We start from the raw sequence: 26,859 nt of genomic DNA, 5'->3' as shown, positions 1-26,859 counted from the left end.
TACCATCTCCTGAGTGACGATCTCGGGCATCATCCCTGCGCTCTCGCGCGCCTCCGCCTTCGATCGCGTGCTGCGCGCCGCACCGCGCGACGCCGACTTCTCCGTCGTGGACGGCCTGCGCGTGCCGCTGCTCGGTGCGCTGCTCGCCGAGCGCAACGGTCCGCAGTGCGTCCTCGTCATCACGGCGACCGGGCGTGAAGCCGAGGCGGTCCGCGAAGCGTTCGGCAGCTACGTCCCCGACGCGGACGTGCTCGAGTTCCCGGCGTGGGAGACCCTGCCGCACGAACGCCTCAGCCCGAGTGCCCAGACCGTCGGCACGCGCATCGCGACGCTCCGGAAGCTCGCGGCGTGGCAGGCGGCGGACCCGGCGGATCGTCGCCAGACCATCGTCGTCGCGAGCGTCCGCGCCGCGCTGCAGCCGATTGCGAGCAACCTGACGTCCCTGGCGCCCGTGGTGCTGCGGACCGACTCGCGGGGCAACGACCTGGCGGCGATCGCGTCCCAGCTGGTGGACCTCGCCTACTCGCGCGTCGACCTCGTCACCCGCCGTGGTGAGTTCGCGGTGCGCGGTGGCATCCTCGACGTCTTCCCGCCGACGGCCGACCACCCGGCACGCGTCGACTTCTTCGGCGACGAGATCGAGGCGATCAAGGCGTTCTCCGTCGCCGACCAGCGCACGACCGAGGACGACCTCGGTTCGGTCGAGCTGACCGCCTCGCGCGAACTCCTGCTCAGCGACGACGTCCGGCAGCGGGCGCGCGAGATGCTGCACGAGTTCCCGAACCTGTCGCAGATGCTCGCGAAGATCGCCGAGGGCATCCCGGTCGAGGGCATGGAGTCCCTCGCCCCGGCGCTCGTGCAGGACCTCGTGCCGATGACCTCCTACCTACCGGACGACGCCACCATCGCGGTGTTCTCGCCCGAGCGGGTGAACGGCCGCGCGAACAGCCTCGCCGAGACGAACACCGAGTTCCTGCAGGCGGCCTGGAGCGCAGCGGTCGCGGGTGCCCAGGCACCGATCGACCTCGACGCGGGCAACTTCCTGACCGTGCAGCAGCTCAAGAACACCCGGGGGCAGCGCACCTGGTGGACGGTGTCGCCGTTCGACTCCGGCCTCGACGAAGGGGACACCGAGCGCGTCCTCACCGACGCCGAGGCCGCTGCCGAGGCCGGCGAGTACATCCGCGTCCGGGCCGAGGCCGTCCCGAGCTTCGCCGGCAGCGCCGACGGGGCGATCGCGCACGTCAAGTCGCTGACCGACGACGGGTGGGCCGTCGTGGTGACCGCGCAGGGCCAGGGCCTCGTCGAGCGTGCGGTGCAGGTCCTCGCCGACGCCGGGGTCGCCACCCGTGCCGCAGCGGTCGACGCGCCACCCGAGCCGGGGTTCGCCGTCGTGACGACCGCGACCGTCGAGCACGGCTTCGCGATCCCCGACCCCCGCATCGCGGTCCTGAGCGAGGCGGAGTTCTACGGCCGCAGCGTCCAGCAGGGTGCCCGCACCGTCAAGAAGCTCGCGAGCCGCCGCAAGAACGTCGTCGACCCGCTGCAGCTCAAGCCGGGCGACGTCGTCGTGCACGCGACCCACGGCATCGGCAAGTTCGTCGAGCTCGTCAGCCGCGAGGTCTCCAGCGGTGGCCGCAACGCCGTGAAGACGCAGCGCGAGTACCTCGTGCTCGAGTACGCGCCGTCGAAGCGCAACTACCCGGGCGACAAGCTCTTCGTGCCGACCGACCAGCTCGACCAGCTGTCGCGCTATGTCGGTGGCGAGTCCCCGACCCTGTCGAAGATGGGCGGCTCGGACTGGTCCGCCGCCAAGTCGAAGGCCCGCAAGGCCGTCCGCGACATCGCCGTCGACCTGGTCAAGCTGTACTCGGCGCGCATGGCGTCGAAGGGCCACGCGTTCGGGCCGGACACCCCGTGGCAGCGCGAGCTGGAAGAGGCGTTCCCGTTCGCCGAGACCGCCGACCAGCTCACCACGATCGACGAGATCAAGCGCGACATGGAACGCCCGATCCCGATGGACCGCCTGCTGTCCGGCGACGTCGGCTACGGCAAGACCGAGGTCGCGATCCGTGCCGCGTTCAAGGCGGTGCAGGACGGCAAGCAGGTCGTCATGCTCGTCCCGACGACCCTGCTCGTCCGCCAGCACATGGAGACGTTCCAGGAGCGCTTCGCCGGGTTCCCCGTGCACCTGCGCGCTCTCAGCCGGTTCCAGACCGAGAAGGAGTCGAAGGAGACCATCGCCGGGCTCGCCGACGGCACGGTCGACATCGTCATCGCGACCCACCGGATCCTGTCGCAGGGCATCACCTTCAAGGACGTCGGGCTCGTCATCATCGACGAGGAACAGCGGTTCGGCGTCGAGCACAAGGACCAGCTCAAGAAGTTCAAGACGAACGTCGACGTCCTGGCGATGTCGGCGACCCCGATCCCGCGCTCGCTCGAGATGGCGGTCACGGGCATCCGCGAGATGTCGACCCTGGCGACCCCGCCCGAGGACCGCCACCCGATCCTGACCTTCGTCGGACCGCAGTCCGACCTGCAGGTGGCGGCGGCGATCCGCCGCGAGCTGCTGCGCGAGGGCCAGGTGTTCTACGTGCACAACCGCGTGAAGGACATCCAGTCGGTCGCCGCGCACCTGGCCGAGATCGTGCCGGACGCCCGCATCGCCGTCGCGCACGGGCAGATGTCGGAGACCGCCCTCGAGCAGGTCATGGTCGACTTCTGGGAGCGCCGCTTCGACGTCCTCGTCTCGACGACGATCATCGAGACCGGCCTGGACATCGCCAACGCGAACACGCTCATCATCGACAAGGCGGACAAGTACGGCCTGTCGCAGCTGCACCAGCTGCGTGGTCGTGTCGGCCGTGGGCGGGAGCGCGGGTACGCGTACTTCCTGTACGACTCCGAGAAGCCGTTGTCCGAGACCGCCCAGGACCGCCTCGAGACGATCGCCGCGAACAACGAGCTCGGCGCGGGCATGCAGGTCGCCATGAAGGACCTCGAGATCCGCGGGGCCGGCAACCTGCTCGGCGGGGAGCAGTCTGGCCACATCGCAGGCGTCGGGTTCGACCTGTACCTGCGGATGATCGGCGAGGCGGTGTCGCAGTTCCGTGGCGACGTGGCAGAGGGGCAGACCGAACTCCGGCTCGAGATCCCCGTCGACGCGCACATCCCCGAGGACTACGTCGAGTCCGAGCGACTCCGGCTCGAGGCGTACCAGAAGCTGTCGGCGGCGTCGGCCCCGACGGCGCAGCCGAACGCGATCGACATGGTGCTCGACGAGCTCACCGACCGCTACGGGCAGCCGCCGCAGGCCGTGCAGACCCTGGTCGAGGTCTCCCGCCTCCGTCGCATGGCGCAGCAGGTCGGCCTGTCCGACGTCGTGGTGATGGGCTCGAACCTGCGGGTCGCCGGCAAGGAGCTCGCCGACTCGTCGCAGGTGCGCCTGAAGCGCATGTTCCCGGGTGCGCGCTGGTTCCCGCAGCAGAACGCGACGAGCATCCCGATGCCGCGTCCGCACGACCGGGCGCTGCCGGACGACGCCCTCATCCAGTGGGTGGAGAGCATCCTCACCGCCGTGTACGGCGCGACGACCCCCGCAGAGGCACCGGCCGCGTAGACGCGAGCGGAGTCGGACTGGAGGCACGGTGCGGGCCCGCACCGTGCCTCCAGTCCGTCATCGGCCACGTCCACGGCGCGCGCGCCGTCCGCGACGAACCACGCGTCGAACGACGCGTGGCCTGTCGTGGAACGGGTGCGAACCGCGGGCCGCGAGCCGCTACTCGGTGTCCTCGGCCTCGGACAGCTCGCGGCGCGCGCGGTACGCCCGCGCCCGCAGGGTGACGACGACCGCCGACGCGACGATGGCGATGCCCGAGCCGACGAGCACGGCGAGGACGCCCTCGTCGAGGATCTCCTCGTTGCGGGCGAACGCCAGCTCGTTCATGAGCAGCGACACCGTGAACCCGATGCCGCCGAGCACGCCGACGGTGATGATCGAGAAGAACGACAGCGACGAGCGGCCGGGCGAGCGGAAGATCCGCGTGGCGATCGTGCCGAACAGCGTGATGCCGATGACCTTGCCGACCGGCAGTGCGAGGACGACGGCCCAGAACGTGGGGGAGAGCTCGCTGATGCCGACCGAGGGGATGATGACGGCGGCCGACGCGAACGCGAACACCGGCAGCACGATGGCGTTCGACCACGGCTCGACGTTCTCGTGCAGGGTGTGGCCCGGGCGGCGGGGCAGCACGAGCCCGAGGGCGACGCCGGCGATGGTGGCGTGCACACCGGAGTGGTAGACGAGCCACCAGGTCAGGAGCCCGACGACGACCATCGCCACGATGATGAACGTCTGCCCGCTGCGCCCCGGACGGAGCATCCGGCCGAGCAGCCAGAACACCGCGAGGGTGACGACAGCGCCCGCGAGGGCCAGGAAGTCGGTGTCGTGGGCGAACACCACGGCGATGATGATGATCGCGATGAGGTCGTCGAGCACGGCCAGCGCGAGCAGGAACACCCGGATGCCGCTCGGCAGCCCGCGACCGAACATGGCGAGCACCCCGAGCGCGAACGCGATGTCCGTCGCCGTCGGGATCGGCCACCCGTGCGTGTACTGCGTGCCCGCGGTGACGAGCAGGAAGATGCCGGCCGGGACGAGCACGCCGCCGACCGCCGCGATGGCGGGGATGATCGCGGTCTTGGGGTTCGACAGCTCGCCGTCGACGAGTTCCTGCTTCAGCTCGATCGCGACGAGCAGGAAGAAGACCGCGAGCAGACCGTCACTGATCCAGTGCGCGATGGACAGGTCGAGGCCGAGGGCACCGAGCGGCAGGTGCGCGTCGAGCAGCTGTTCGAGGCCGGGGCCGATCGGGGAGTTCGCCACGACCAGGCCGAACACGGCGGCGGTGAGGAGCGCGATGGCGCTGAAGCGGGGGGAGCGGACGAGGGACGACATGGATCTCCGTCTCGAGGGGTCGGGTGAGTGTCCGTCGACCAGACTTCCCGACACACCACGGCCAGTCTACGCGGGTGGCACGATGACCTGATGACCGCCGTACCGGACCTCGTGACCGTCGTCGACCGCCTGCTCGCCGAGGACGGCGGGTGCGTCTGGAACCGGGCGCAGACCCACGCCTCGCTCGCCCGCTACGCCGTCGAGGAGTCGTACGAACTCGTCGACGCCATCGACGACGGCGACCCGGACGACGTCCGCGAGGAACTCGGCGACCTGCTCTACCAGGTGGTCCTGCACGCGGGGATCGCCGCCCGGGCGGGGAACTTCACCCTCGAGGACGTCGCCGCCGGGGTGCGGGACAAGATGACCCGGCGGCACCCGCACGTGTTCGGCGACGAGACGGCGGACACCGTCGAGGACGTCGTGCGGGTCTGGCGTGCGGCCAAGGCTGCCGAGAAGGCGAGTCGGCGGAGTGCGTTCGACGGGGTGCCGCGGGCGATGCCGCCGCTGGAGCGCGCGGTGAAGCTGCTGGAACGCCTGGAGGAACGTGGGGACGCCGACGCGGTCGTCGCGTCCGTCGTCGGGGCTGGTTCCGGCGTCGGCCTGGAGGACCGTGGTGCGTCCGCCGCGCCCGCTGCCGACGACGGGGTCGGCACGGTCGACGCCGAGTGGGGGCGAGCGGTGCTCGGGGAGGTCGCGGCTGCGGCGGGACGCGGGGTGGACCCGGTCGCGAGTCTGCGGGCCGCGGTGTCGGCGCTGGAGGAGGCCGGTCGGGCTGTGGAGTGATCCCCGGTCGGGAGGTCGCTCCGGGCAGGGGAGAACGGGCGCCCTCCCAACCCGAAAAAGAGAGGGCGCCCGTGAGCGGGCGTCGGCTCCACCAGGGAGAGGGGCCGACAGGGAAGCCCGCTCGAACCGCGGGACGCACTGCAGCACGTCGCCCCGCGAATCGGTCCGGAGCGTGGATCAGGCACGATCCGGACCGAGGTTCTGCATGCAGTATGCCAGTGGGTCGGCAGGCGCGCAAGCCGGAGACGCCCGTCTGCCAGAATTGACCGCATGGCAACGACCGTGACGGCACCCCGTGGCATGCGTGACTTCCTCCCGGCGGACAAGGCCCGGCGCGAGCACGTGCTCGGTGTCGTGCGGGACGTCTACTCACGGCACGGTTTCGACGAGATCGAGACCCCGGTGGTGGAGGACGCTGCGCGGCTGCACTCCGGGCTCGGCGGTGACAACGAGAAGCTGGCGTTCGCGGTGATGAAGCGCGGGCTGACCACCGAAGACCTGCAGGCGGCCGAAGCGCCGCTGGACCTCGCCGACCTCGGTCTCCGGTTCGACCTGACGGTCCCGCTGGCCCGGTTCTACGCCTCGCACCGTGCGGAGCTGCCGTCGGTGTTCCGGTCCGTGCAGATCGCGCCGGTCTGGCGTGCCGAGCGCCCGCAGAAGGGCCGCTACCGCCAGTTCGTGCAGTGCGACATCGACATCCTGGGGGAGCCCGGGCAGCTCGCCGAGATCGAGCTCATCCGCGCGACGACCGCGGCCCTCGACGCCCTCGGGGTCCGCCGCACGACGATCCGGATCAACGACCGCCGGATCCTGCTGGCGCTCCTCGCGTCGTGGGGGATCACCGAGCCCGCCGCCGCCGACCGCGCGCTCATCACGATCGACAAGCTCGACAAGATCGGTGCGGACGGCGTCGCGGCGGAACTCCGCAGCACCGTGGGCGCCGATCTGCCCGGGCTCGAGGACACCATCCGTGCGCTCGAGGCCGCCGACTGGACGTCGGTCGAGGGGGCGCCGTGGCTCGACGCCGAGGCCTTCGCCGACCTGCTCCGCCTGCGCGAGGCGCTCCCAGGGGTGGACCTGCGCTTCGACCCGACGCTCGTGCGCGGCATGGGCTACTACACGGGCACGATCTTCGAGGTCGCGCACCCCGACTTCGGCTACAGCCTCGGTGGCGGCGGCCGGTACGACGGGATGATCGGTCGGTTCCTCGGTCAGGACGTCCCCGCGGTCGGGTTCTCGCTCGGGTTCGAGCGGCTCGTCGACCTCGTGACCCTCCCGGAGTCCGCCGAGGCCGACGCCGTCGTGCTCGTGTACGACAAGGACGTCGACCCGGTCCGGCTCGCCGCGCTGAAGACCGAGGCCCTGGCGTCCCACCGGCGCGTCCGGCTCGAGCGCCGCACGAAGAACACCAAGAACCTGCTCTCCGGCCTCGCCGCCCAGGGCTTCACAGCGTTCGCGACCGTCTCGGCGGACACCGCGTCGCTCGGGGGCGTCGAGTTCCGCCCGCTCGACTGAGCACCCAGTCCTCGTTCCAGCACGGACTCGTCCACAGCGGGGCGTCACGGCCGACGTCGTGTTCACCTCCGCTCGCTAGGATCGACACCGCAATCACCACAACCAATGTGTAGGGAGTACCCCGTGGCCCTGATCGATGCCGTAGGCGCACGCGAAGTCCTCGATTCCCGAGGCAACCCGACGGTCGAGGTCGAGGTCCTCCTCGACGACGGCGTCGTGTCCCGCGCGCTCGTCCCGTCCGGTGCATCCACCGGCGCGTTCGAGGCGTACGAGCTGCGCGACGGCGACGCCTCGCGCTACGGCGGCAAGGGCGTGCTCAAGGCCGTCGACGCCGTCCTCGACGAGATCGGCCCGGCGCTCGAGGGCTTCGACGCCACCGACCAGCGCCTCGTCGACGCCGCGCTCATCGAGCTCGACGGCACCGAGAACAAGTCCCGCCTCGGGGCGAACGCGATCCTCGGCGCCTCGCTCGCCGTGGCCCGTGCCGCAGCCGACTCGGTCGACCTGCCGCTCTTCCGCTACCTCGGTGGCCCGAACGCGCACACGCTGCCCGTCCCGCTGATGAACGTCGTCAACGGTGGTGCCCACGCGGACACCAACGTCGACATCCAGGAGTTCTTCCTGGTGCCCTACGGCGCCGAGTCCTTCTCCGAGGCACTCCGCTGGGGCGTCGAGACCTACCACGCCCTCAAGGGCGAGCTGAAGAAGCAGGGCCTGGCCACCGGCCTCGGCGACGAGGGCGGCTTCGCGCCGGAGCTCGCGTCGAACCGCGCGGCGCTCGACTTCCTGCTCACCGCGATCGAGAAGGCCGGCTACACGCCCGGCAAGGACATCGCCGTCGGCCTCGACGTCGCGTCCACCGAGTTCTTCTCGGACGGCAAGTACCAGTTCGAGGGCAAGCAGCTCTCGAGCCAGGAGTTCACCTCCTACTTCGCCGAGCTCGTCGCGAACTACCCCCTCGTCACCATCGAGGACCCGCTGGCCGAGGACGACTGGGAGGGCTGGTCGCACCTGACCGCCGAGCTCGGCGACAAGGTCCAGATCGTCGGCGACGACCTGTTCGTCACCAATCCGAAGCGTCTGCAGCGGGGCATCGACGAGAAGGCCGCGAACTCGATCCTCGTCAAGGTCAACCAGATCGGCACGCTCACCGAGACGCTCGACGCGGTCTCGCTCGCGCACCGTCACGGCCTGACCTCGATCCTGTCGCACCGCTCCGGCGAGACCGAGGACACCACGATCGCGGACATCGCGGTCGCGGTCGACGGTGGTCAGATCAAGACCGGCGCCCCGGCCCGCTCGGACCGCGTCGCGAAGTACAACCAGCTGCTCCGCATCGAGGAAGAGCTCGGCGACGCCGCGGTGTACGCCGGTCGCTCGGCCTTCCCGCGCGCCGCGTCGCTGTAAGCAGCCCGGCCAGCAGTACCCGCACCACCGAGACGCCGTCCTCCTCCAGGAGGGCGGCGTCTCGTCGTGTGTGCGGTGCCGAGTGGTCAGGACGTGCCGCGCGCGCTGCGTCGAGTGGTCACGAGTCGTCGGTTGGCCCGGGCCCGGCCGACAGGACGTGACCACCGGACGTGCGTCGGGCGGTGTGTGGTGACCACTCCGGCTGCGGGACGGAGGGGGCGGGCCGGAGCCGTGCCTCCCGGCTGCCTCGACGTCACGACGCGAGACGCTGAGAGGGCGCCGAACGGCCGCGTGCCGGGCGGCCCGACCGACCGTGCCGGGTTATCGTCGGACCGTGCCCAGCCAGAAGCCCCGCGTCCGCCGCGTCCCCGTGGCGATGCCCGACGGCAGCACGCCCGCGCAGCCCTGGTACCGCTCGATCCACTTCTCCGGGTTCAGCCTGCTCATGCTCGCGATCATCGTGCTCTTCGTGGTGGTGCTCGCGCCGTCGCTCCGGACGCTCATCCAGCAGCAGGAGCAGATCGCCCAGCAGCAGCAGGAGGTCGCGAGCCAGAAGGCCGACGTCACGCAGAAGAAGCAGGACGTCGCACGCTGGGACGACCCGGCGTACATCGAGGCGCAGGCCCGTGACCGGCTGCTCTACGTGTACCCGGGCGAGGAGAGCTACCTCGTGATGGGCACCGAGGACAAGCGGGCCGAGAAGACCCCCACCACCGACTCCGGCACCCCGGTGAGCGCGAAGGTGCAGACGCCCAAGGTCGACTGGGTGCAGGCGATGCTCTCGTCGGTGCTGCAGTCCGGACTGACGGACGAGCGTGCCGCCGACCTCGTCGCCCCCGACGTCTCCGGCACGGGCGACAGCAAGTAGTCCGAACCGCGGGGCGCGGCGCCGTCCGGCCCGACGGTGCGAGGGGTTCCGCTTCTCCGGTAGGCTCACGTTCCCGTGACGACCCCTCCCTTCGACCCGCCCTCCGACCGCGACGTCCAGGTCGTGTCGGCGCAGCTCGGCCGACCGGCACGTGACGTCATCGGGATCGCGGCACGCTGCGTCTGTGGCAACCCCACCGTCGTCTCCACGAAGCCCCGGCTGTCGAACGGCACCCCGTTCCCGACGTTCTACTACCTGTGCCACCCCGCGGCCACCGCTGCGGTCAGCACCCTCGAGGCCAACCAGGTGATGCCCGAGCTGGCAGCCCTGCTCGAGGACCCCGAAGTCGCCGCGCAGTACCGCGCGGCCCACGAGTCGTACCTGGCCGATCGCGAGTCGATCGAACACGTCGACGAGATCGACGGCATCAGCGCCGGTGGCATGCCCACCCGCGTGAAGTGCCTGCACGCCCTCGTCGGCCACGCCCTCGCCGCCGGACCCGGCGTCAACCCCATCGGCGACCTCGCGCTCGAGCGCGCGGACTGGTCGCCCTCCCGGTGTGAGTGCCGGGCGTATGATGACGGTGCAGACGCTGGAGTCGGGGCGGGTGGCGGCGAAGTCTGACCCGACTCCCGCACACCCCCATCCAAGGAGATCATCCCCCGTGCCCAAGATCCTCGTCGTCGGCGGCGGTTACGCCGGTTTCTACACCGCATGGAAGCTCGAGAAGCACCTTCGCCAGGGCGAAGCCGAGGTCGTCATGGTGGACCCGCTGCCGTACATGACGTACCAGCCGTTCCTGCCCGAGGTCGCCGCCGGTTCCATCGAGCCGCGTCACGCGGTCGTCGCGCACCGTCGTCACCTCAAGAAGACCCGCGTCGTCACGGCGAAGGTCACCAAGGTCGACCACGCCACCAAGACGGCGACGATCACCCCGACCGAGGGCGAGGCGTGGGAGGAGTCCTACGACCAGATCGTCATGACCGCCGGCGCGGTGTCCCGCACGTTCCCGATCCCGGGCGTCGCGGACGAGGCCATCGGCCTGAAGACCATCGAGGAAGCCGCGTCCATCCGTGACCGCATCCTCAGCAACTTCCACAAGGCGGCGAACCTGCCGGCCGGTCCCGAGCGCGACCGCCTGCTCACCGTCGTCGTCGTCGGTGGTGGCTTCGCCGGCATCGAGGTGTTCGCCGAGCTCCGCTCCTTCGTCACCGACCTGCTGAAGAGCCACCCGCAGCTGTCCTTCGACGACACGCACTTCCACCTGGTCGAGGCGATGGGCCGCATCATGCCCGAGGTCTCCCTCGAGACCTCGCACTGGGTGCTCAAGAACCTCGCCGAGCGTGGCGCGACCGTGCACCTCGAGACCCAGCTGGCCTCGGCCGTCGGTGGCGTCTGCGAGCTGAAGACGAGCGACGGCGCGATCGAGACCATCCCGTCCGACCTCATCATCTGGACCGCCGGTGTCATGGCGAACCCGATGGTCAAGGGCACCGACTTCCCGCTCGAGCAGCGTGGCCGCATCCGTGTGCAGCCCGACCTGCGCGTGGTCGACGACAACGGCGTGATCGCCGACGCATGGGCCTGCGGCGACGTCGCAGCCGTGCCGGACCTGACCGGTGGCGGCGTCGGCGGGTTCTGCGTGCCGAACGCCCAGCACGCCGTGCGCCAGGCCAAGCAGCTCGCGAAGAACGTCGTCGCCACCATCCGAGGCGAGGCGACGACCGACTACAAGCACGAGAACCTCGGCGCCGTCGCGGGCCTCGGCCTGGGCACCGGTGTGTTCCAGTCCGGCAAGTTCGCCATGAAGGGCTTCCTGGCCTGGGGCGCCCACCGCGGCTACCACGGCCTGGCCATGCCGTCGTGGGAGCGCAAGTGGCGCGTCATCGGCGACTGGGTCGGTGGCTTCTTCCTGGGCCGCGACATCGTGTCGCTCGACGACCGCGAGACCCCGCGTGCCGCGTTCGAGGCGTTCGCGTCCCGTCCGAAGCCCGCTGCCGAGGCCCCGACCGCGCCCGCCGCGGCCCCGGCTCCGGAAGAGGGCAAGGTCGCCGGTGCCGCCGGTCCCGTCTACGGCGAGCCCGCGAAGGACGTCTCCAACGCCCCCGAGCCCGTGACGGCCCCGGCCGACGCCAAGTAGCACCACTCGTCACGAAGGCGGTCACCTGTGAAGGGTGGCCGCCTTCGTGCATCGGTAGGCTGTTGCGGCCCGCCCCCGTGGCCCAATCGGTAGAGGCACGCGACTTAAAATCGCTGAGTTGTGGGTTCGAGTCCCACCGGGGGTACCGCCGAGAATGGGGGGGCGCCCGCTGCGCGGCGCCTGCCCGCCGCGTACCGCTGCGAGAGCGACAGAACCCCGCGAACAGTTCGCGTCGTTCTGTCGCTCCGGCCGCACAGTCGGAGCGCTGGTCCTGCCATCTGTCGCTTCGACGGTGCGGTCGGGTCGCCCTGGGCATCGGACTGGAGGCGCGGGACCGGCCCGCCACGTGCCTCCCGGCCCGCGGACCGTCGCCTTCCCGCGAAGACGGCGCGACTGCACGACCGGCTCGCCGCCCAGTAGCATCGACGATCGTGGTCGGACTCGGAAGCGCACTCGCCAACCTGCAGAACGCCCTCCGCCGACCGGAGGCCCACGTCGAGGTCGTCGACGGCGAGAGCGTCCCGGTCGGCATGCTCCTCGGCACCCTCGGAGCCCTGCTCCTGGACGCCGGCAGCTCCGTCACCGACGTCCGGTCGGCGCTCGAGAAGGCCCGGGACGCCGCCGGGGTCGGACCGACGCTCGCGATCGGCGTCCTGCCCGCCCTGGTGATGGTGAGCGAGGTCTCGACGGGCGCCGCCACCATCGTCAACGCCGAGGGTGTCGAACTGTCCTCCCGCCAGGCCGCCCGCGCCAACCGCGTCGTGCTCGGGCTCGAGAGCGGCTCCATCGCCCTCGCCGAGATCCCCGCGCGCGTCCGGGCCATCCGGGCCGGCACCGTCCCGCCGCCCGCCCTGCCGTGGATCCTCGGCAACGCCCTGACCTCGGCCGGCCTGGCCGTCGTCTTCCGCTGCCCCTGGTGGGCGATCGTCCTGGCGCTCGTCGTCGGCGGCCTGGTCGGCGTGATCGGACTGGTCCTCCGGCGCTTCCGCGAGGCCGTGGCGATCATCCCGTTCCTGGCCGCGTTCGTGTCGACGGCGATCGTCGGCCTGGTCGCCGCGGGCACCGGGTTCGAGCAGGTCCCGCTCTTCGCGGTCTGCGCCCCGGTGGCGGTGTTCGTCCCGGGCGCGCTCATCACCAACGCGTTGCTCGAACTCACCGCCGCGGACATCGTCACCGGGTCGTCGCGACTGGTGCAGGGGCTCATCATGCTCGGCTTCATGGCCGCCGGCATCGCGTCTGGCAGCGCCCTGACCGGGTTGCACGTCGACCCGTCGTCGGCGGCGCTCGTCGGCGAGGTCGCGGGGGTCGGCACCGACCTGGCCGGCTGGGAGTCCGTGCCGGCGTACTGGGTGTCGTGGGTGGCCGTCGTGGTGCTCGCGGTCGGGCTCGGTCTGGTGTTCCGGTCCGGGTGGCGCCTGACGCTCGTGTCGGTGGCGGTCATGGTCACCGCCTACGCCGTGGTGAGCACGACGACGCCGCTCTGGGGCAGCGTCGTCGCGACCGGGGCCGCAGCGGCGCTGCTGTTCGTCGCGACCCGGTTGCTCGAGCGGCTCGTGCCGGCGATCCCGGCGACGGTGTCGTTCTTCCCGGCGTTCCTGCTGCTCGTGCCGGGGACGGTCGGGCTGGTGGCGGTGGCCACCTTCGATCCCGAGGCGCTCGCGACCCCGCTCGCGACCTTCGTCAGCCTGTGCATCGGGACGAAGATCGGCGGGCTCCTGCCCGGCCTCTTCGCCCGCAACGCGCCCCGGCGCGCGGTGGACGCGACCAGCTGACGGACGGGAGGCCCGTGGCGGCGCCGCCACGGGCCTCCAGGCCGTCACCGGTCGGGTACCGGGCCCGCTACGGCTCGATCAGCCGGCCGGCTGCCGCATCCGCCGCGGCCGTGTCCTTCGCCAGGTAGTGCACCTTCTTGCCGGTGGCGTTGTAGGGGACGTCCGTGACGAAGCGGTACCGCCGCGGGCGCTTGTACCGGGCGAGGCCCGGGTGGGAGCCGGTCCACTCCTCGAGCACGGCCGCTGCCTCGGCGTCGTCGGCCGGCAGCCGGTCGCCGGCACGGACGACGTACGCCGTGACGACCTCGCCCCACCGCGGGTCCGGCACGCCCACCACGATGGAGTCGGCGACCCCGGGGTGCTCCTGCAGCACGGCCTCGACCTGGACGGGGTGCACGTTCTCGCCGCCGGAGATGACCATGTCGTCCTTGCGGCCCACGATCGTGACCCGCTCGTGCTCGTCCCACGTGGCGAGGTCGCCGGGGTAGAACCAGCCGTTCGCGAACTTCTCGGCCTCGAGCCCGGGGTTCCGGTACGAGTAGCCGGACTTCACGGTGCGGACGGCGAACTCGCCGATCTCGGTACCGTCCTTCGCCACCGTGTCGGTCGGGTCGGCCAGACGGTCCTCGTGCACGCGGACGACGGCGACGTCGTCGTCGGTCGATGCGCGACCGGTGGAGCCGGCGCCCTCCGGGAAGTCCTCGGGGCGCAGGAACGTGTTCCAGAAGGTCTCGGTGGTGCCGTAGCCGTTGAAGATCCGGGGCGACAGCAGCTCCTGGTACCGCAGCGCCGCGGCACGGTCGAGCGGTGCGCCCATCGTGACGATGCCGTTGAGGCTCGACAGGTCCCGCGCCCGGCGTTCCTGGGCGTCGGCGAGCTGCACCAGGTTCGGCGGGGCCCCGATCAGGAACGTCAGGCGCTCGGACTCGACCAGGTCGAGCACCCGGTCGGCGTCGAAGTGGCGCAGCGTCGTGAGTTCCGCGCCGACGTAGAACACCGGGTTCGGGCCGCCCGAGTACAGGCCGCCACGGTGGAACAGCGGTGACATGTTGAGCGTCTTGTCGAACGGACTGAGCGGGAAGTGCATGACCACGTCGTGCGCGCTGAGCACTTCGACCAGGCTCGGCAGCGGGACGGGCTTCGGCCGACCGGTGGTGCCCGAGGTGTAGAGCCGGGTGGACTCGTCGTAGGTGCTGCGCGGGCCGATCGCCGCGAGTTCCTCGGGGGAGACGGGCTCGGACGCGAGCAGCTCGGCGAACCGGTCGTGGTCGCCGCCCACCGGGACGACCTGGTCCGGCCGGTGCGGCGAGGACTCGATCGCAGCGGCGATCGCACTCGTCCGCTCGGTGTCGTGCACCAGGACGGCGGGTGCGGAGTCCTCGATGATGAACGCGACCTCGTCCGGGGCGAGCCGGAAGTTCGTCGGCGAGAACACCGCGCCGATGCGGTGGCAGGCCAGGTAGAGCATCGCGAACTCGGGTGAGTTGAACAGCTCGACCATCACGACGGAACCCCGTCCGCCACCGTGCCGGACGAGCCACCCGGCGATCCGGTCGACGGCGTCGCCGAGCTCGGCGTAGGTCCACGAGCGGTCCGTCTCCGGCTCGCGGAGCGCGGGTCGGCCGGCGAAGCGGTGGGTGTTGCGGGCGAAGCCGTTCGCGTAGGTGAAGCTGCCCTCGAACACCTCGCGGAAGCGCGTCGCGTCGTAGTCGGACCGGGTGTCGGTGCGGGGTTCCGGGTCGGGTCGGGTGTCGGTCATCATCGCTCCTGCCGCGGTCGTGCGGTGCACACCGTCGGTGCTGCGCGGGCACCGGTCGCGCGGCACTGCTGCACCGCTGGTCCGGTGCGGCGTCGGTCGTCCGTGCGGGACGGCGAACGTCCCCCGTGCGGTGCGACCAGCACCGTTCGTCACACTAGCCCGCTGTCCGCGAACCGGCCCGGATGTGCGTCTTCTGTCCGACGGGTGGTGCGGTGCGCCGCTCTGGAGGCCCGGCTCGGGTCAGACGCGGGCCGCACGCCTGTCGGTGCGCAGCCAGACCAGGGCCGCGATCGCGGCCGCCACGCAGGCCGCGGCGATGCCGACGAGCAGGGCCGGTGCGGCGTGCGTGCCGGTCGTCCCCGAGTAGACCGCGGTGGTCAGCGCGACGGCGACCACCGCGAGCGCGACGTACCGGCCACGGGAGGCGGCGAGCAGTGCACTGCCGGCTGACCCCACGACGGGCAGCAGCGTCGCGACGACGGCACCGAGCCCGCCGACGCACAGCGTGATGGCGAACTCCGACCCGAGCGACACCCAGAAGCCACCGCCCGCGAGCAGGCTGTGCAGCACCCAGCCGGCCGCGGCGAGCCCGAGCAGTGCCAGCACCCGCCAGGTCGCACCCCGGGCGCTCGCGGCGATCCCGGTGCCCAGGCGGAGCGGGCCGGTCGCCAGACCGGGGCGGACGGACGGCACGAGGACGACCCCGACGATGAGTGCGGGGGACAGGTCGGCCGCGCGGGTGACGCCGCACGCCACGAGGGCTGCGAGCACGAGCCACGGCGACACCCGGAACCCGACGGTGCGGTGGTCGCTGCCGGCTGCCCACCGCGTGGCGAACACGACGGCGGCGGTCAGGACGCCGGTCCCGGCGAGGACGGCGATCGCCAGACGGGCGTAGCGGGCCTCGAGCTCGACGCCCACCCCGAGCAGGGTGCACAGCGCCGCGACGGACACCGCGATGGTGATCGACGCCCAGGTCGGCAGGACGTCGTCGCCCCGAGCGCGGTCGGACCGCGAGCGGTTGCGGCCGAGCAGCCCGGCGAACGGCGAGCGGAGGCGGCCCCGGGTGACCGCGGCCACGAGGGCGAGCGGCGCGGCGATCAGCAGGAGGAACCCGGCGGCGACGGCGGTGGCGATCAGGACGGTCTTCCACGAGAACGCGGCCTGGATGGTCGGGACGGTGCGGTCGTAGGCGGTCGCCGCGGTCCAGTCGCCGGCGGGGCCGGACCAGTCGGGGTGGCCTCCGGCGCTGCCGACGCCGGCCGGGGTGCTGCCGGTGCCGTCGCCGGTGCCGTTGCCGGCGCCTGCTGCGCCGCCGTTTTCACCGCCGTTGCCGCCGTTGCCGCCGTTGCCGCCGTCGCCCCCGTTGCCAGCGGCGTTCGGGCCGTTGCCAGTGCCGTTGCCGGTTCCTCCGTGGCCGGTCGCGCCGGGGGTGCCCGTCGTCGCGCCGGACCCCGGCGTCGACGTACCCGGCGTCCCCGGGGTGTCCGTGACGCCCGGGGTCGGTGTGGCGGTCGGAGCCGTGGTGGTGGACCACACCGTGACCCGCACGGCGGCCGACGACCGGGAGTAGTTGCCGGCGACGTCGTGCTGCGTCGCGGTGACCTGGTGCCCGCCGGCGCGCAGCGTCGACCCCGCGGTGGAGCACGACCACGAGGCGTCCGACGCGACCACCACGCCGCACACCGGCGCACGGTCGACGTACACGGTCACGCGGGCGCCCGGCTCACCGGTCCCGGCCACCGTCGTCGAGCGGGTGCCGATCCGTTGGCCGTCGTCCGGTGTCGTGATGCGCGGGGCAGCGGGCGCCGTGCGGTCGACCGTGATCGTCACGGGAGCGGAGGCCGCGCTCCGCAGGTCCGACCGGTAGCCGCGCGCCGTGCTGGCGGTCTGCGACGCGGTGACGGTGAACCGGCCGTCGGCGAGCGACCCGAGGGCGGCCACCCACCGGCCGTCCGCACCGACCCGGGCGATCTGCTGAGCCGAGGAGCCGGACACCGACAGCAGCACCGTCGATCCGGGGTACCCCGTACCGGAGACCGTTCCGCCGGTGGGCCCGGCGGCCGCCAGGGTCGGCGGGACGATGACGTCCGAGGCCGGTGCACTCGCGACGGGCAGTGCGGCGACGAGGTCGCGCACCGTGAAGACCTGCTGCGGGCCGGAGCGCACGGTGCCGAGGCAGGCCCAGGAACCGTTCGGCTCCACCCGGGTCGTGCACCCGGACGAACCCGTCGCGGCCGGGCCGGTCACCCGGACGGTGTGCCCGGGGGTGCCGGTGCCGTGGAAGCGCGTCGTCCCCGTCGTGACGTCACCGGGGTCGGCGATGGTGGGCCGAACGGCGGGACGCGTGGGGGTGGGCGTCGGGGCGCCCGGTCGGCCGGGGCTCGGCGGAGCGATCTCGCTCGGCTCGGGGGTGGCGGTGGGGGTGGCGGCTGCCCGGGCGGCGGGGGCTGCCGGGGCGTCCGCAGCGGCGGCGTCGACCGATGTGCCGTCCGCGGCGACCGCGACGGCCGGGGCTGCCGCGGCGCCGAGCAGGGCGGCGACGAGGACCGTCGTCGCCGCTGCGAGCAGGGCGAAGCGGGGACGACGACGAGGGCTGTCGCCCCCGACAGCCCCCTCGTCCACGTTCTCCCCGCTCGTGTTCACCGGACCCATCCCACGGGATCTGCGGCCTCCGGTCAATACACCTCGCGGATGAGGTTCGGGATCGGGCCGCAGTCCGGGAACACGGTGTGCGTGACTCGGGAATCGCCCGTGAACACTGCTCACGGAACGGAGCATGCTCAGTGCGTCGATAGACTTCACGATGGCCGTTCAGGCCAACGCAGCACCGCGGATCCCGACGCGCAAAGGAGTACGCCCGCATGGACACCGGACTCGTCACGACGCTCATCGTCGTCGGAGTGGTGGTGGTCGTCCTGGTGATCATCGGGATCTACCTCTGGGTGACGTACAACTCCCTCGTGACGCTCAAGGTCCGGGTCGACGAAGCCTGGAGCGACATCTCGGTGCAGCTGAAGCGCCGCGCCGACCTCATCCCCACCATCGTGGACACGGTCAAGGGGTACGCCACGCACGAGAAGGCGGTCTTCGACGACGTGACGAAGGCCCGCGCCGAGACCCTGTCCGCCGGTGACGCCGACACGGCCTCCACCGCCGAGGGGCACATGCAGAAGGCGCTCAAGAGCGTGTTCGCGGTGGCCGAGGGGTACCCGCAGCTGCAGTCGAGCCAGAACTTCCTGCAGCTGCAGTCCGAGCTCGTCGACACCGAGGACAAGATCCAGGCCGCCCGCCGCTTCTACAACGGTGGTGTGCGTGAGCTGAACACGAAGATCCGGGTGTTCCCGAACTCCACGTTCGCGAAGAACCGTGGTTTCTCCGAGGCCCCGTTCTTCGAGACGAACGAGCCGGCGGCCATCGCCGAGCCGCCGCGCGTCCAGTTCTGACCCCAGCGTCGGATCCGACGTGTACAGCGCCATCGCGCGGAACAAGCGCAACACCGTGGTCATCGTCCTGGTGTTCCTGCTGATCATCGGCGCGCTCGGGTTCCTCGGCGGGTACCTCGCCGGCAACGTCTCGATCGGCTTCATCGTGCTCGTGGTGGCCCTCGGGTACGCGGTGCTGCAGTACTTCCTGGCGGCACGGCAGGCCACCGCGATCGCCGGCGGGGTCGAGATCGACCGCGTCTCGGAACCGCGGCTGTGGCGCACCGTCGAGAACCTCGCCATCGCGACCGGCATGCCGATGCCCCGGGTGTTCGTCATCCCCGACCCCTCGCCGAACGCCTTCGCCACCGGGCGTGACCCGGAGCACGCGGTGGTGGCGGCGACGACGGGGCTGCTCGAGCTCATGGACGACCAGGAGCTGCAGGGCGTGATGGCGCACGAGCTCGGACACGTCCGGAACTACGACATCCGGGTGTCCACGATGGTCTTCGGTCTCGTCGTGGCCGTCGGGCTCATCGCCGACGTCCTGCTCCGCATCTCGATCTTCAGCGGCCTGTCCGGCGGGCGGAACCGCAACTCGGACAACGGTGGCAGCGCCAACCCGGTGCTGCTCATCGCCGGGATCGTCGCCGTCATCGTGGCCCCGATCGCGGCGGCCGGCGTGCAGGCGGCGGTGTCCCGGCAGCGCGAGTACCTGGCCGACGCGACCGGGGCGATGACGACCCGGCACCCGGAGGGCCTCGCCCGGGCCCTCGAGAAGCTCGGCGCGTACGGCCGACCGATGCAGACGCAGAACTCCGCAATGGCGCACCTGTGGATCGCCGACCCGATGCGCCCCGGTGTGATGGACCGACTGTTCTCGACGCACCCGCCGCTGCCCGACCGCATCGCGCGGCTGCGGGCGAACGCCGACCGGTTCTGACGGGTCAGCCGATGCCGTCGGCGACCGTGTCCTCGGCCGTCTCGATCGGTTCGGGGGTGTCCGCGTCGTCAGCGGACGCGTGCGGCACCAGGGGCACTCCGAGCGCCCCGGCGACGGCCGCAGCAGCGGTGCCTCGGTCGGTCACCTCGATCGCGCCGAGACCCTGCCAGCTCGCGGTCCGTCGCAGTGTGTCGGCGAGCCGCTCGGGGTCCAGGTGCTCGCCGGGTTCCTGCCACGCGGTCCGGACGCGGAGCACACCGCGCTGCCGGTCGCTCTTCAGGTCGATCCGCCCGACGAGCCGGTCGTCCTGCAGCACCGGCAGCACGTAGTAGCCGAACACCCGCTTCGGGGCCGGTGTGTAGAGCTCGATCCGGTAGTGGAAGCCGTACATCCGCTCGGCCCGTCGCCGGAACCAGACGACCGGGTCGAAGGGGCTCAGCACCGCGTCCGCCGTCAGCTGCCGGGGGACCCGAGCCCCCGCGTGCAGCCAGGCCCGCTCGCCCCAGCCCTCGACCCGCACCGGCAGGAGCTCGCCGGCGTCGGTGAGGTCGGCGATGGCCGTGGCCGTGTCGTCGGAGCGCAGCCGGTAGTAGTCCGCGATGTCCGCTCGGGTGCCGATGCCGAGCGCCCGTGTGGCCTGGCGCACGAGCTCGAGCACGGCATCGGCACGCGGCGGGGCGGTCTCGAGGAAGCCCGCGGGCAGCACCTGCTCGGGCAGGGCGTACACCCGCTCGAACCCGGCTCGTCCGGCACTCACCGCCTCACCCCAGCGGAACATCTGCTCGAGCCCGAGCTTCACGTCGCTCCACCCCCACCAGGGGCCGCGTCGCACGTTCGACTCGTGCTCCACCGCGCTCGCCCGCATCGGCCCCTCGGCCCGGAGCAGGGCGTGCAGTTCGCGCCGGACGGCAGCGGTCCGGGTGACGCCGTCGATCCGGGTCGGGCCGGCGTCACGCTCCCGCAGGGCGTCCATCCGCCACCGGAACAATCGCAGGTCGTCGCGGGGGATGAACGCCGCCTCGTGCGCCCAGTACTCGGTGTAGGGACCCGACCGTCCGAGCGTCAGCCGGTCGAGCGTCGACCGATCGTAGGCCCCGAGCCGGGCGAAGAGCGGCAGGTAGTGGCTGCGTTCGAACACGTTGACGGAGTCGATCTGCAGCAGCCCGAGCCGGCCGAACGCGGTGTTCAGCGCACGCGTCGAGACCGGCTCGGCGGGTGGCCGTCCGAACCCCTGCGCGGCGAGTGCGACCCGGCGGGCCTCGGCGGCGGAGAGCGTCGACCTGGGCATGCCGCGACGCTACCGAACCCCGCCGACATGAGGGTCCACGAACGTATGCCGCATAAGGCACCTGACGGGAAGCACATCGCTACACTCGGGCCCATGGCATGGGGAAGCAAGCAGACACACCCCGACCCCGTGGTCGAGGAATCCGTCCCGGTCGGCGTGCGCATCGCCGGCGCGTGGTCGTGGCGGGCGCTCGTCGTCGTCGGCGTGATCGCCGTCTTCATCTGGCTCGTCACGGTCTTCAGCGAGATCCTCATCCCGTTCCTGGTCGGCATCGTGGTCTCGGCGCTCCTCGTGCCGATCTCCAATTGGCTGCAGCGGCACCACGTGCCGAAGTGGCTCGCCGTCGTGACGAGCCTGCTCGGCGGCATCGCGGCGCTCGGTGGCCTGATCTGGCTCGTCGTCGACCAGATCATCGCGTCGTACCCGTCCCTGCGTGACCGGACGGTCGACCAGTACGCGAACATCAAGGACTTCGTCCTGAGCTCCGGGTTCGGCATCAGCCAGTCCGACGTGAACGGCTGGCTCGACGACGGCACGAAGTGGCTGCAGGACAACTCCGCGTCGATCCTGTCCGGGGTCGCCAGCGCGGGTTCGGGTGCAACGCACGCCTTCGAAGCGCTCTTCATCATCCTGTTCACCACGATCTTCCTGCTGATCGACGGCAAGAACGTCTGGCGCTGGTCCGTGCGGCTGTTCCCGACGAAGGCCCGCGCAGCGGTGGACGGCGCCGGTGTCGCCGGCTGGATCACCCTGACGAGCTTCATCCGCGTGCAGATCTTCGTCGCCTTCGTCGACGCGGTCGGCATCGGCCTGGGCTCCTTCATCGTCGGGCTCTTCTTCGGCGGCATGCCGCTGGTGATCCCGATCGCCGCGTTCGTGTTCCTCGGCGCGTTCATCCCGGTCGTCGGTGCCATCGTCACGGGCTTCCTGGCGGTGTTCGTCGCGCTGATCTTCAACGGTCCCCTCGCGGCGGTCCTGGTGCTCGGCGTCGTCCTGCTGGTCCAGCAGATCGAGGGCCACATCCTGCAGCCGCTCGTCATGGGCAACGCGGTCAAGGTCCACCCGCTGGCGGTCGTCCTCGGGGTCACCGCGGCCTCCGGGCTCGCCGGCATTGCCGGAGCCTTCTTCGCCGTGCCCCTGATCGCGACGTTGAACGCCATGGTCACCACCATCGCGAGCGGACGCTGGCGACGGCTCGACTCCGACCACGTCCTCGAAGCGACGCCCAAGCGCGGGCAGCACGGGCAGATCCAGTTGCTCCGACGCCGTCGGCACAAGGTCGGCGACGACGTCCCGGCGCCGGGCGTCGACTCCGGTCCCTCGGCCGAAGAAGACACCGCCAGCACCAACTGAGCGTCACACGAGTTCGCCGCGGGGCCCCGGAACGACGATGATGGGGGAGTGACCGACACCAGCGCCTCCCCGCACACGCTCGCCGCGATCCCGACCCTCGCGGACATCGAGGCGGCGCGCGAGACCATCAAGGGCGTCGCACGCGTCACCCCGATGGAGACGTCGCAGTTCCTCGCCGAGCTGCTCGGGTCGCCGGTGCACCTGAAGTGCGAGAACCTGCAGCGCACGGGTGCCTACAAGGTGCGCGGTGCCTACAACCGACTCTCGACCCTGTCCGCCGAGCAGCGCGCCAAGGGCGTCGTCGCCGCGAGTGCCGGCAACCACGCGCAGGGTGTCGCCCTCGCCGCCCGCGAGCTCGGCATCCCCGCGACGATCTTCACGCCGGTCGGGGTCGCCCTGCCCAAGCTGCAGGCCACGCGCCACTACGGCGCCGACGTCGTGCTGCGCGGCCACTCCGTCGAAGAGGCGCTGAGCGCCGCCAAGGACTTCGCCGCACACACCGGCGCCGTGTTCATCCCGCCGTTCGACCACCCGGCCGTGATCGCCGGGCAGGGCACGCTCGGCCTCGAGATCATCGACCAGGTGCCCGATGTCGACACCGTCGTCGTACCGATCGGTGGCGGCGGCGTCATCTCCGGCATCGCGCTCGCCGTGAAGGGCATGGCCGAACGGCTCGGACGGCCGATCCGGGTCATCGGTGTGCAGGCGGAGAACGCCGCTGCCTACCCGTCATCGATCACCGCCGGCGAACCCGTCACCATCACCACGAAGCCGACCATCTCCGACGGCATCGCGGTGGCGCGCCCCGGCGACCTGAACTTCCCGATCATCCGCGACCTGGTCGACGACATCGTCACCGTCTCGGACGACGACACCGCCCGCGCCCTGCTCGTCCTGCTCGAGCGCGCCAAGCTCGTGGTCGAGGCAGCGGGGGCCGTCGGTGTCGCCGCGATCATGTCCGGTGCCGTCCGCGACACCGGCCGCACCGTGGTGCTGCTGAGCGGCGGCAACATCGACCCGCTCATGATGGAGCGCGTGATCACCCGCGGGCTCGTCGCGGCCTCGCGGTACATCGGCATCCGCATCATGCTCCCGGACCGCCCGGGTCAGCTCGCCCGCGTCGCCCAGGTCATCTCCGACGCCGGCGCGAACGTGGTCGAGGTGCTGCACACCCGCCACGGGCAGGGCCTGGTCATCAACGAGGTCGCGCTGGACCTGTCGATCGAGGCGCGCGGCCCCGAGCACGCGCAGGAGGTCATCCAGCGCCTGCACGAGGTCGGCTTCCGCCCGGAACTCCTGGAGCACTAGTCCGCGACGATCCACGAGTCGTTCGACGCGTGGACTGTCGGACGTGCGGTGGGCGCCCTGGGCGCGAGCAGTGGACAGACGGGAGGCCCGTGGCGGTGTCGCCACGGGCCTCCCGTCTGCAGTGGGCCGGGTCTACGGCTCGTAGCGCTCGATCTTGACGACCTCGACGGCGATCTCCTTGCCGTTCGGCGCCGTGTACGTGGCCTTGTCGCCGGCCTTGAGGCCGACGATGGCCGCGCCGACGGGGCTGACCGGGCTGTAGACCGTCAGGTCGGAGCCCTCGGCGACGATCTCGCGGCTGCCGACCAGGAAGGTGGACTCGTCGCCGGCGATGACCGCCGTGACGACGGTGCCCGGCTCGACGGTGCCGTCGAACTCGGCTTCGCTGACGGTGGCGTGCTTGAGGAGCTCGGTGAGGACGCGGATGCGGGCCTCGATCTTGCCCTGCTCGTCCTTCGCGGCGTGGTAGCCGCCGTTCTCCTTGAGGTCGCCCTCTTCGCGAGCGGCCTCGATGCGGCGCGCGATCTCGGCACGGCCCTCGCCGCTCAGCTCGTCGAGCTCCGCCTTGAGACGGTCGTGCGCCTCCTGGGTCAGCCAGGTGACCTGCGTGTCGTTGCTCATGTTCTGTCCCTTCGACCATGAAAAAACGAGACCGGCCGAGTGGTCGGTCTCGAGAGGCGAATCAGGACAGTCTAGGGAATCCAGCAGTCGTGGATCAAGCCGGTCACGCCCCGCGTCGTCGTGGTGACCTGCGTGGAGATGCTCCGGCTGCGCTGTTCGGACGCCGGGACGGTGATCTCCTTCCAGCCGACGATCGAGTAGCTCTTGTCGAGGACCTGCACGGCGCACTTCGCCTCGACGCCCGGGTCGACGGACACCTGCGAGTGGACGACGGTGCTGTGCTCGGACAGCACCTCGTACCCGATGACGTCCTGGTCGAGGCCGCGGTCGGACTGGTCGAGCCCGGCCCAGATCACCCACGCACCGAAGACCACGACGACCGCGATGGCCGCGACGATCGCGAAGAGGCGGCTGCGGCGCTTGCGCGCCGGGGTGCGGCCGTAGCGCTCGTCGAGGGTGGCGGTCTGGGTCTGTTCGGACAGTTCGGGGCTCCCGGGGTGGATATCCTGATCCCAGGGTAGTTCACGCGATGCTGTGCGCTGCCCGCGTCCGACGCCGCTCACCCGCAGTGAGGAACCCCACGTGCCCTACCGTCTGCTGGCCGTCCACGCCCACCCCGACGACGAGTCGAGCAAGGGTGCCGCGACCGCCGCGAAGTACGTGGCCGACGGGCACCAGGTGCTCGTCGTGTCCTGCACCGGTGGCGAGGCCGGCGACATCCTGAACGACCAGCTCGGTGAGCCGGCGACGAGCCGTGCCCACCGTGACATGGCCGGGTACCGCCGCACCGAGATGGCCGCGGCGCAGCAGGCGCTCGGCATCGACCACGTGTGGCTCGGCTACCACGACTCGGGGCTGCCCGACGCCGAGAAGGGCGAGACGGTCCGGCCGGGCACGTTCTCCACGGTGCCGCTCGAGTACAGCACCGAGGCCCTCGTCCGCGTTATCCGCCGGTTCCGCCCGCACGTGCTCGTCACCTACGACGAGAACGGCGGCTACCCGCACCCCGACCACATCCGCACGCACGAGGTCTCGATGGCCGCGTGGTCCGCCGCCGCCGACCCGTCGGCGTACCCGTCCGCCGGTGCCCCGTGGTCGATCGCGAAGCTCTACTACGAGCGCACGATGAACCCGCGCCGCTTCAGCACGATCTTCGAAGCCCTGCAGGAGCGCGACCCGGACAGCCCCGCGATCGAGCAGCTGCGCGAGTGGGTCGAGCGGTTCGCCGACCGGCCCGACCTCGCCACCACCCACGTCGACGTGCACGAGTACTTCGACCAGCGTGACGCCGCACTCCGCGCGCACGCCAGCCAGGTCGCACCGGACAGCGCCTTCTTCTACTGGCCGAACGACCTCCTCGCGACGGTGTGGCCGACCGAGGACTACCAGCTCGTGGAGGCACGCGTGCCGACCGAGCTCCCGGAGACCGACCTGTTCGCCGGGATCCCAGCCGACAAGGAACCGACCTCGTGAGCACCATCGCGGCGGCACTCGCCGCCACCCCCAGCCCCAGCCCCTCGGTCGTCCCCGACGTCGACGTCACCCCGGGTGTCGTCGGGTTCATCGCGATCGCACTCGTCGCGATCGTGACGATCCTGCTCGTGGTGGACATGACCCGACGCATCCGTCGGACCCGTTACCGCGCCGAGGTGCGTGAGCGGCTCGAGGCCGAGGCGAACGGCGCCGCGGGTGACGGCACCGCGACGGACGAGCCGGAGCGGCGGGCGGCCGAGGACGGCCGGGCAGACGTCGGCGACGACACCGAGCGCGGCTGACGCGACCGGGTAGGGACGGGAGGCCCGTGGCGGCATCGCCACGGGCCTCCAGTCCGCCTTGTGCGCGCGCCTACCGAAACCGGGCGTACCTGGTCGAACCGGGCGTACCTGGTCGGAACTTCCTGGTGAGTACGCCCGGAACCACCAGGTATCGCACGTGTTCTGGGAAGGAACGTGCGACGGTCAGCGCACCGGGTCCAGCGCGACGATGAGCACACCGACCCACTGCGCACCGAAGGCCACCACGGTCAGGGCGTGGAACACCTCGTGGAACCCGAACTGCGTCGGCACCGGGTTCGGCCGCTTGAAGCCGTAGACCAGCGCGCCGATGATGTACGCGACGCCGCCGGACAGGATGAGCACGGTCATCGGCACGCTCGCCGCGAAGAACTGCGGCAGCAGCCCGAGGGCAGCGCACCCGAGCACCAGGTAGATCGGGACGTACAGCCAGCGGGGCGCGTTGATCCAGAGCACCCGGAACGCGATGCCGAGCGCCGCGCCCGACCACATCACCCAGAGCACGACGACCATCAGGGTGTGCGGCAGGGCGCAGATCGCGACGGGCGTGTAGGTGCCGGCGATGAGCAGCAGGATGTTGGTGTGGTCGATGCGCTTCAGCACGGCCTTCACCTTCGGCCCCCACGGGAACCGGTGGTAGGTCGCCGAGACGCCGAACATCGCGAGCGACGTCGCCATGAACACGGCGCTGCCGACCTTCGCGGCGGTGCTGTCGGCGAGGGCGATCAGGACGACCCCCATCGCGATCGCGAACGGGAACGCACCGAGGTGGATCCAGCCGCGCCAGGCCGGACGGGGTTCGGCGGCGGTCGTGGTCGTGTTCGCCGACGCCTCTTCCGTGAACGGGACGTGGGGGAGTGTTCCGGTCTCGTGCTCGTCCTGCATGGTCCCGACCATAGGGCCTGACCCCGAACGACAGCC

At 71.5% G+C, this 26,859-nt stretch carries 21 protein-coding genes and 1 tRNA gene; 15 read left to right on the top strand and 7 right to left on the bottom strand.

Annotated elements, in window-relative coordinates; genetic code table 11:
- The first annotated feature begins 13 nt into the window (after positions 1–13).
- A complete protein-coding gene (gene mfd, locus QRN49_RS03600; protein ID WP_284753965.1) occupies positions 14–3,622 on the top strand; it encodes a transcription-repair coupling factor in 3,609 nt (1,202 codons plus the stop codon).
- A 159-nt stretch (positions 3,623–3,781) separates the two neighbouring features.
- Here the strand turns inward: mfd and nhaA are convergent, their stop codons facing one another.
- On the bottom strand, positions 3,782–4,960 hold the full coding sequence (nhaA, locus tag QRN49_RS03595) for a Na+/H+ antiporter NhaA (RefSeq protein ID WP_284753964.1): 1,179 nt from the start codon (positions 4,958–4,960) through the stop codon (positions 3,782–3,784).
- Between the two features lie 90 nt (positions 4,961–5,050).
- Between nhaA and QRN49_RS03590 the strand changes: the two genes are divergently transcribed.
- The 8 genes from QRN49_RS03590 (at position 5,051) to QRN49_RS03555 (ending at position 13,448) form a co-directional block, all read left to right on the top strand.
- Positions 5,051–5,746: a MazG family protein gene (locus tag QRN49_RS03590; RefSeq protein WP_284753963.1), complete on the top strand. Its 696-nt coding sequence runs from the start codon at positions 5,051–5,053 to the stop codon at positions 5,744–5,746.
- Between the two features lie 270 nt (positions 5,747–6,016).
- Positions 6,017–7,261, top strand: coding sequence for a histidine--tRNA ligase (gene hisS / locus QRN49_RS03585; protein ID WP_259589161.1), 1,245 nt, complete (start codon positions 6,017–6,019; stop codon positions 7,259–7,261).
- 123 nt (positions 7,262–7,384) lie between these two features.
- Positions 7,385–8,668: a phosphopyruvate hydratase gene (gene eno / locus QRN49_RS03580; protein ID WP_027464494.1), complete on the top strand. Its 1,284-nt coding sequence runs from the start codon at positions 7,385–7,387 to the stop codon at positions 8,666–8,668.
- Between the two features lie 334 nt (positions 8,669–9,002).
- Complete coding sequence (locus tag QRN49_RS03575) at positions 9,003–9,536, top strand: FtsB family cell division protein (RefSeq protein WP_111029598.1); 534 nt, start codon at positions 9,003–9,005, stop codon at positions 9,534–9,536.
- Positions 9,537–9,611: 75 nt separating this feature from the next.
- Complete coding sequence (locus QRN49_RS03570) at positions 9,612–10,160, top strand: DUF501 domain-containing protein (RefSeq protein ID WP_071406119.1); 549 nt, start codon at positions 9,612–9,614, stop codon at positions 10,158–10,160.
- Positions 10,161–10,200: 40 nt separating this feature from the next.
- Positions 10,201–11,676, top strand: coding sequence for an NAD(P)/FAD-dependent oxidoreductase (locus tag QRN49_RS03565; RefSeq protein WP_284753962.1), 1,476 nt, complete (start codon positions 10,201–10,203; stop codon positions 11,674–11,676).
- Between the two features lie 71 nt (positions 11,677–11,747).
- Positions 11,748–11,821 (top strand) — tRNA-Leu (locus QRN49_RS03560).
- Positions 11,822–12,107: 286 nt separating this feature from the next.
- Positions 12,108–13,448 (top strand): threonine/serine exporter family protein, encoded by a 1,341-nt coding sequence (locus QRN49_RS03555; RefSeq protein ID WP_027464496.1) that lies wholly within the window; start codon positions 12,108–12,110, stop codon positions 13,446–13,448.
- A 67-nt stretch (positions 13,449–13,515) separates the two neighbouring features.
- On the opposite strand, the gene QRN49_RS03550 is transcribed toward QRN49_RS03555, so the two are convergent.
- Together QRN49_RS03550 and QRN49_RS03545 are read right to left on the bottom strand one after the other, a co-directional pair.
- Complete coding sequence (locus QRN49_RS03550) at positions 13,516–15,207, bottom strand: class I adenylate-forming enzyme family protein (protein ID WP_284753961.1); 1,692 nt, start codon at positions 15,205–15,207, stop codon at positions 13,516–13,518.
- A 240-nt stretch (positions 15,208–15,447) separates the two neighbouring features.
- Positions 15,448–17,853 (bottom strand): Ig-like domain-containing protein, encoded by a 2,406-nt coding sequence (locus QRN49_RS03545; protein WP_284753960.1) that lies wholly within the window; start codon positions 17,851–17,853, stop codon positions 15,448–15,450.
- Between the two features lie 218 nt (positions 17,854–18,071).
- Here QRN49_RS03545 and QRN49_RS03540 point away from each other — a divergent pair, with 218 nt between their 5' ends.
- Both QRN49_RS03540 and QRN49_RS03535 read left to right on the top strand, forming a co-directional pair.
- Positions 18,072–18,653, top strand: coding sequence for a LemA family protein (locus QRN49_RS03540; RefSeq protein ID WP_027464499.1), 582 nt, complete (start codon positions 18,072–18,074; stop codon positions 18,651–18,653).
- 19 nt (positions 18,654–18,672) lie between these two features.
- Complete coding sequence (locus tag QRN49_RS03535; RefSeq protein ID WP_284753959.1) at positions 18,673–19,575, top strand: M48 family metalloprotease; 903 nt, start codon at positions 18,673–18,675, stop codon at positions 19,573–19,575.
- 4 nt (positions 19,576–19,579) lie between these two features.
- Here the strand turns inward: QRN49_RS03535 and QRN49_RS03530 are convergent, their stop codons facing one another.
- On the bottom strand, positions 19,580–20,863 hold the full coding sequence (locus QRN49_RS03530) for a winged helix-turn-helix domain-containing protein (RefSeq protein WP_284753958.1): 1,284 nt from the start codon (positions 20,861–20,863) through the stop codon (positions 19,580–19,582).
- A 93-nt stretch (positions 20,864–20,956) separates the two neighbouring features.
- On the opposite strand from QRN49_RS03530, the gene QRN49_RS03525 reads away from it, so the two are divergent.
- Both QRN49_RS03525 and ilvA read left to right on the top strand, forming a co-directional pair.
- Entirely contained in the window at positions 20,957–22,216 is a 1,260-nt protein-coding gene (locus tag QRN49_RS03525; protein ID WP_284753957.1) for an AI-2E family transporter, read from the top strand.
- A gap of 48 nt (positions 22,217–22,264) precedes the next feature.
- Complete coding sequence (gene ilvA / locus QRN49_RS03520; protein WP_071406124.1) at positions 22,265–23,524, top strand: threonine ammonia-lyase; 1,260 nt, start codon at positions 22,265–22,267, stop codon at positions 23,522–23,524.
- A 132-nt stretch (positions 23,525–23,656) separates the two neighbouring features.
- On the opposite strand, the gene greA is transcribed toward ilvA, so the two are convergent.
- Positions 23,657–24,145: a transcription elongation factor GreA gene (gene greA, locus QRN49_RS03515; protein ID WP_017886739.1), complete on the bottom strand. Its 489-nt coding sequence runs from the start codon at positions 24,143–24,145 to the stop codon at positions 23,657–23,659.
- Positions 24,146–24,216: 71 nt separating this feature from the next.
- Positions 24,217–24,708, bottom strand: a complete 492-nt coding sequence (locus QRN49_RS03510; protein ID WP_051596498.1) for a DUF4307 domain-containing protein — start codon at positions 24,706–24,708, stop codon at positions 24,217–24,219.
- A 19-nt stretch (positions 24,709–24,727) separates the two neighbouring features.
- On the opposite strand from QRN49_RS03510, the gene mca reads away from it, so the two are divergent.
- Together mca and QRN49_RS03500 are read left to right on the top strand one after the other, a co-directional pair.
- Positions 24,728–25,618, top strand: a complete 891-nt coding sequence (mca, locus tag QRN49_RS03505; protein WP_027464504.1) for a mycothiol conjugate amidase Mca — start codon at positions 24,728–24,730, stop codon at positions 25,616–25,618.
- A complete protein-coding gene (locus tag QRN49_RS03500; protein ID WP_194654674.1) occupies positions 25,615–25,920 on the top strand; it encodes a hypothetical protein in 306 nt (101 codons plus the stop codon). Before mca ends, QRN49_RS03500 begins: the two co-directional genes overlap by 4 nt.
- Before the next feature lie 183 nt (positions 25,921–26,103).
- Here QRN49_RS03500 and trhA read toward each other — a convergent pair whose 3' ends face one another.
- Positions 26,104–26,823, bottom strand: coding sequence for a PAQR family membrane homeostasis protein TrhA (gene trhA, locus QRN49_RS03495; RefSeq protein ID WP_245164562.1), 720 nt, complete (start codon positions 26,821–26,823; stop codon positions 26,104–26,106).
- Positions 26,824–26,859: the final 36 nt, after the last annotated feature.

Source organism: Curtobacterium sp. ME-Dv--P-122a, from assembly GCF_030209645.1.
GTDB classification, from domain to species: domain Bacteria; phylum Actinomycetota; class Actinomycetes; order Actinomycetales; family Microbacteriaceae; genus Curtobacterium; species Curtobacterium flaccumfaciens.
The sequence above is the reverse complement of the archived record's forward strand: the minus strand, read 5'-3'. Positions and strand labels throughout refer to the sequence as shown.

Excerpts from the sequence above, each read along its gene's own strand:
- nhaA (WP_284753964.1), bottom strand. The coding sequence starts at position 4,960 with ATGTCGTCCCTCGTCCGCTCCCCCCGCTTCAGCGCCATCGCGCTCCTC.
- hisS (WP_259589161.1), top strand. The coding sequence starts at position 6,017 with ATGGCAACGACCGTGACGGCACCCCGTGGCATGCGTGACTTCCTCCCG.
- greA (WP_017886739.1), bottom strand. The coding sequence starts at position 24,145 with ATGAGCAACGACACGCAGGTCACCTGGCTGACCCAGGAGGCGCACGAC.
- QRN49_RS03530 (WP_284753958.1), bottom strand. The coding sequence starts at position 20,863 with ATGCCCAGGTCGACGCTCTCCGCCGCCGAGGCCCGCCGGGTCGCACTC.
- trhA (WP_245164562.1), bottom strand. The coding sequence starts at position 26,823 with ATGCAGGACGAGCACGAGACCGGAACACTCCCCCACGTCCCGTTCACG.
- QRN49_RS03590 (WP_284753963.1), top strand. The coding sequence starts at position 5,051 with ATGACCGCCGTACCGGACCTCGTGACCGTCGTCGACCGCCTGCTCGCC.
- QRN49_RS03525 (WP_284753957.1), top strand. The coding sequence starts at position 20,957 with ATGGCATGGGGAAGCAAGCAGACACACCCCGACCCCGTGGTCGAGGAA.
- QRN49_RS03540 (WP_027464499.1), top strand. The coding sequence starts at position 18,072 with ATGGACACCGGACTCGTCACGACGCTCATCGTCGTCGGAGTGGTGGTG.
- QRN49_RS03550 (WP_284753961.1), bottom strand. The coding sequence starts at position 15,207 with ATGACCGACACCCGACCCGACCCGGAACCCCGCACCGACACCCGGTCC.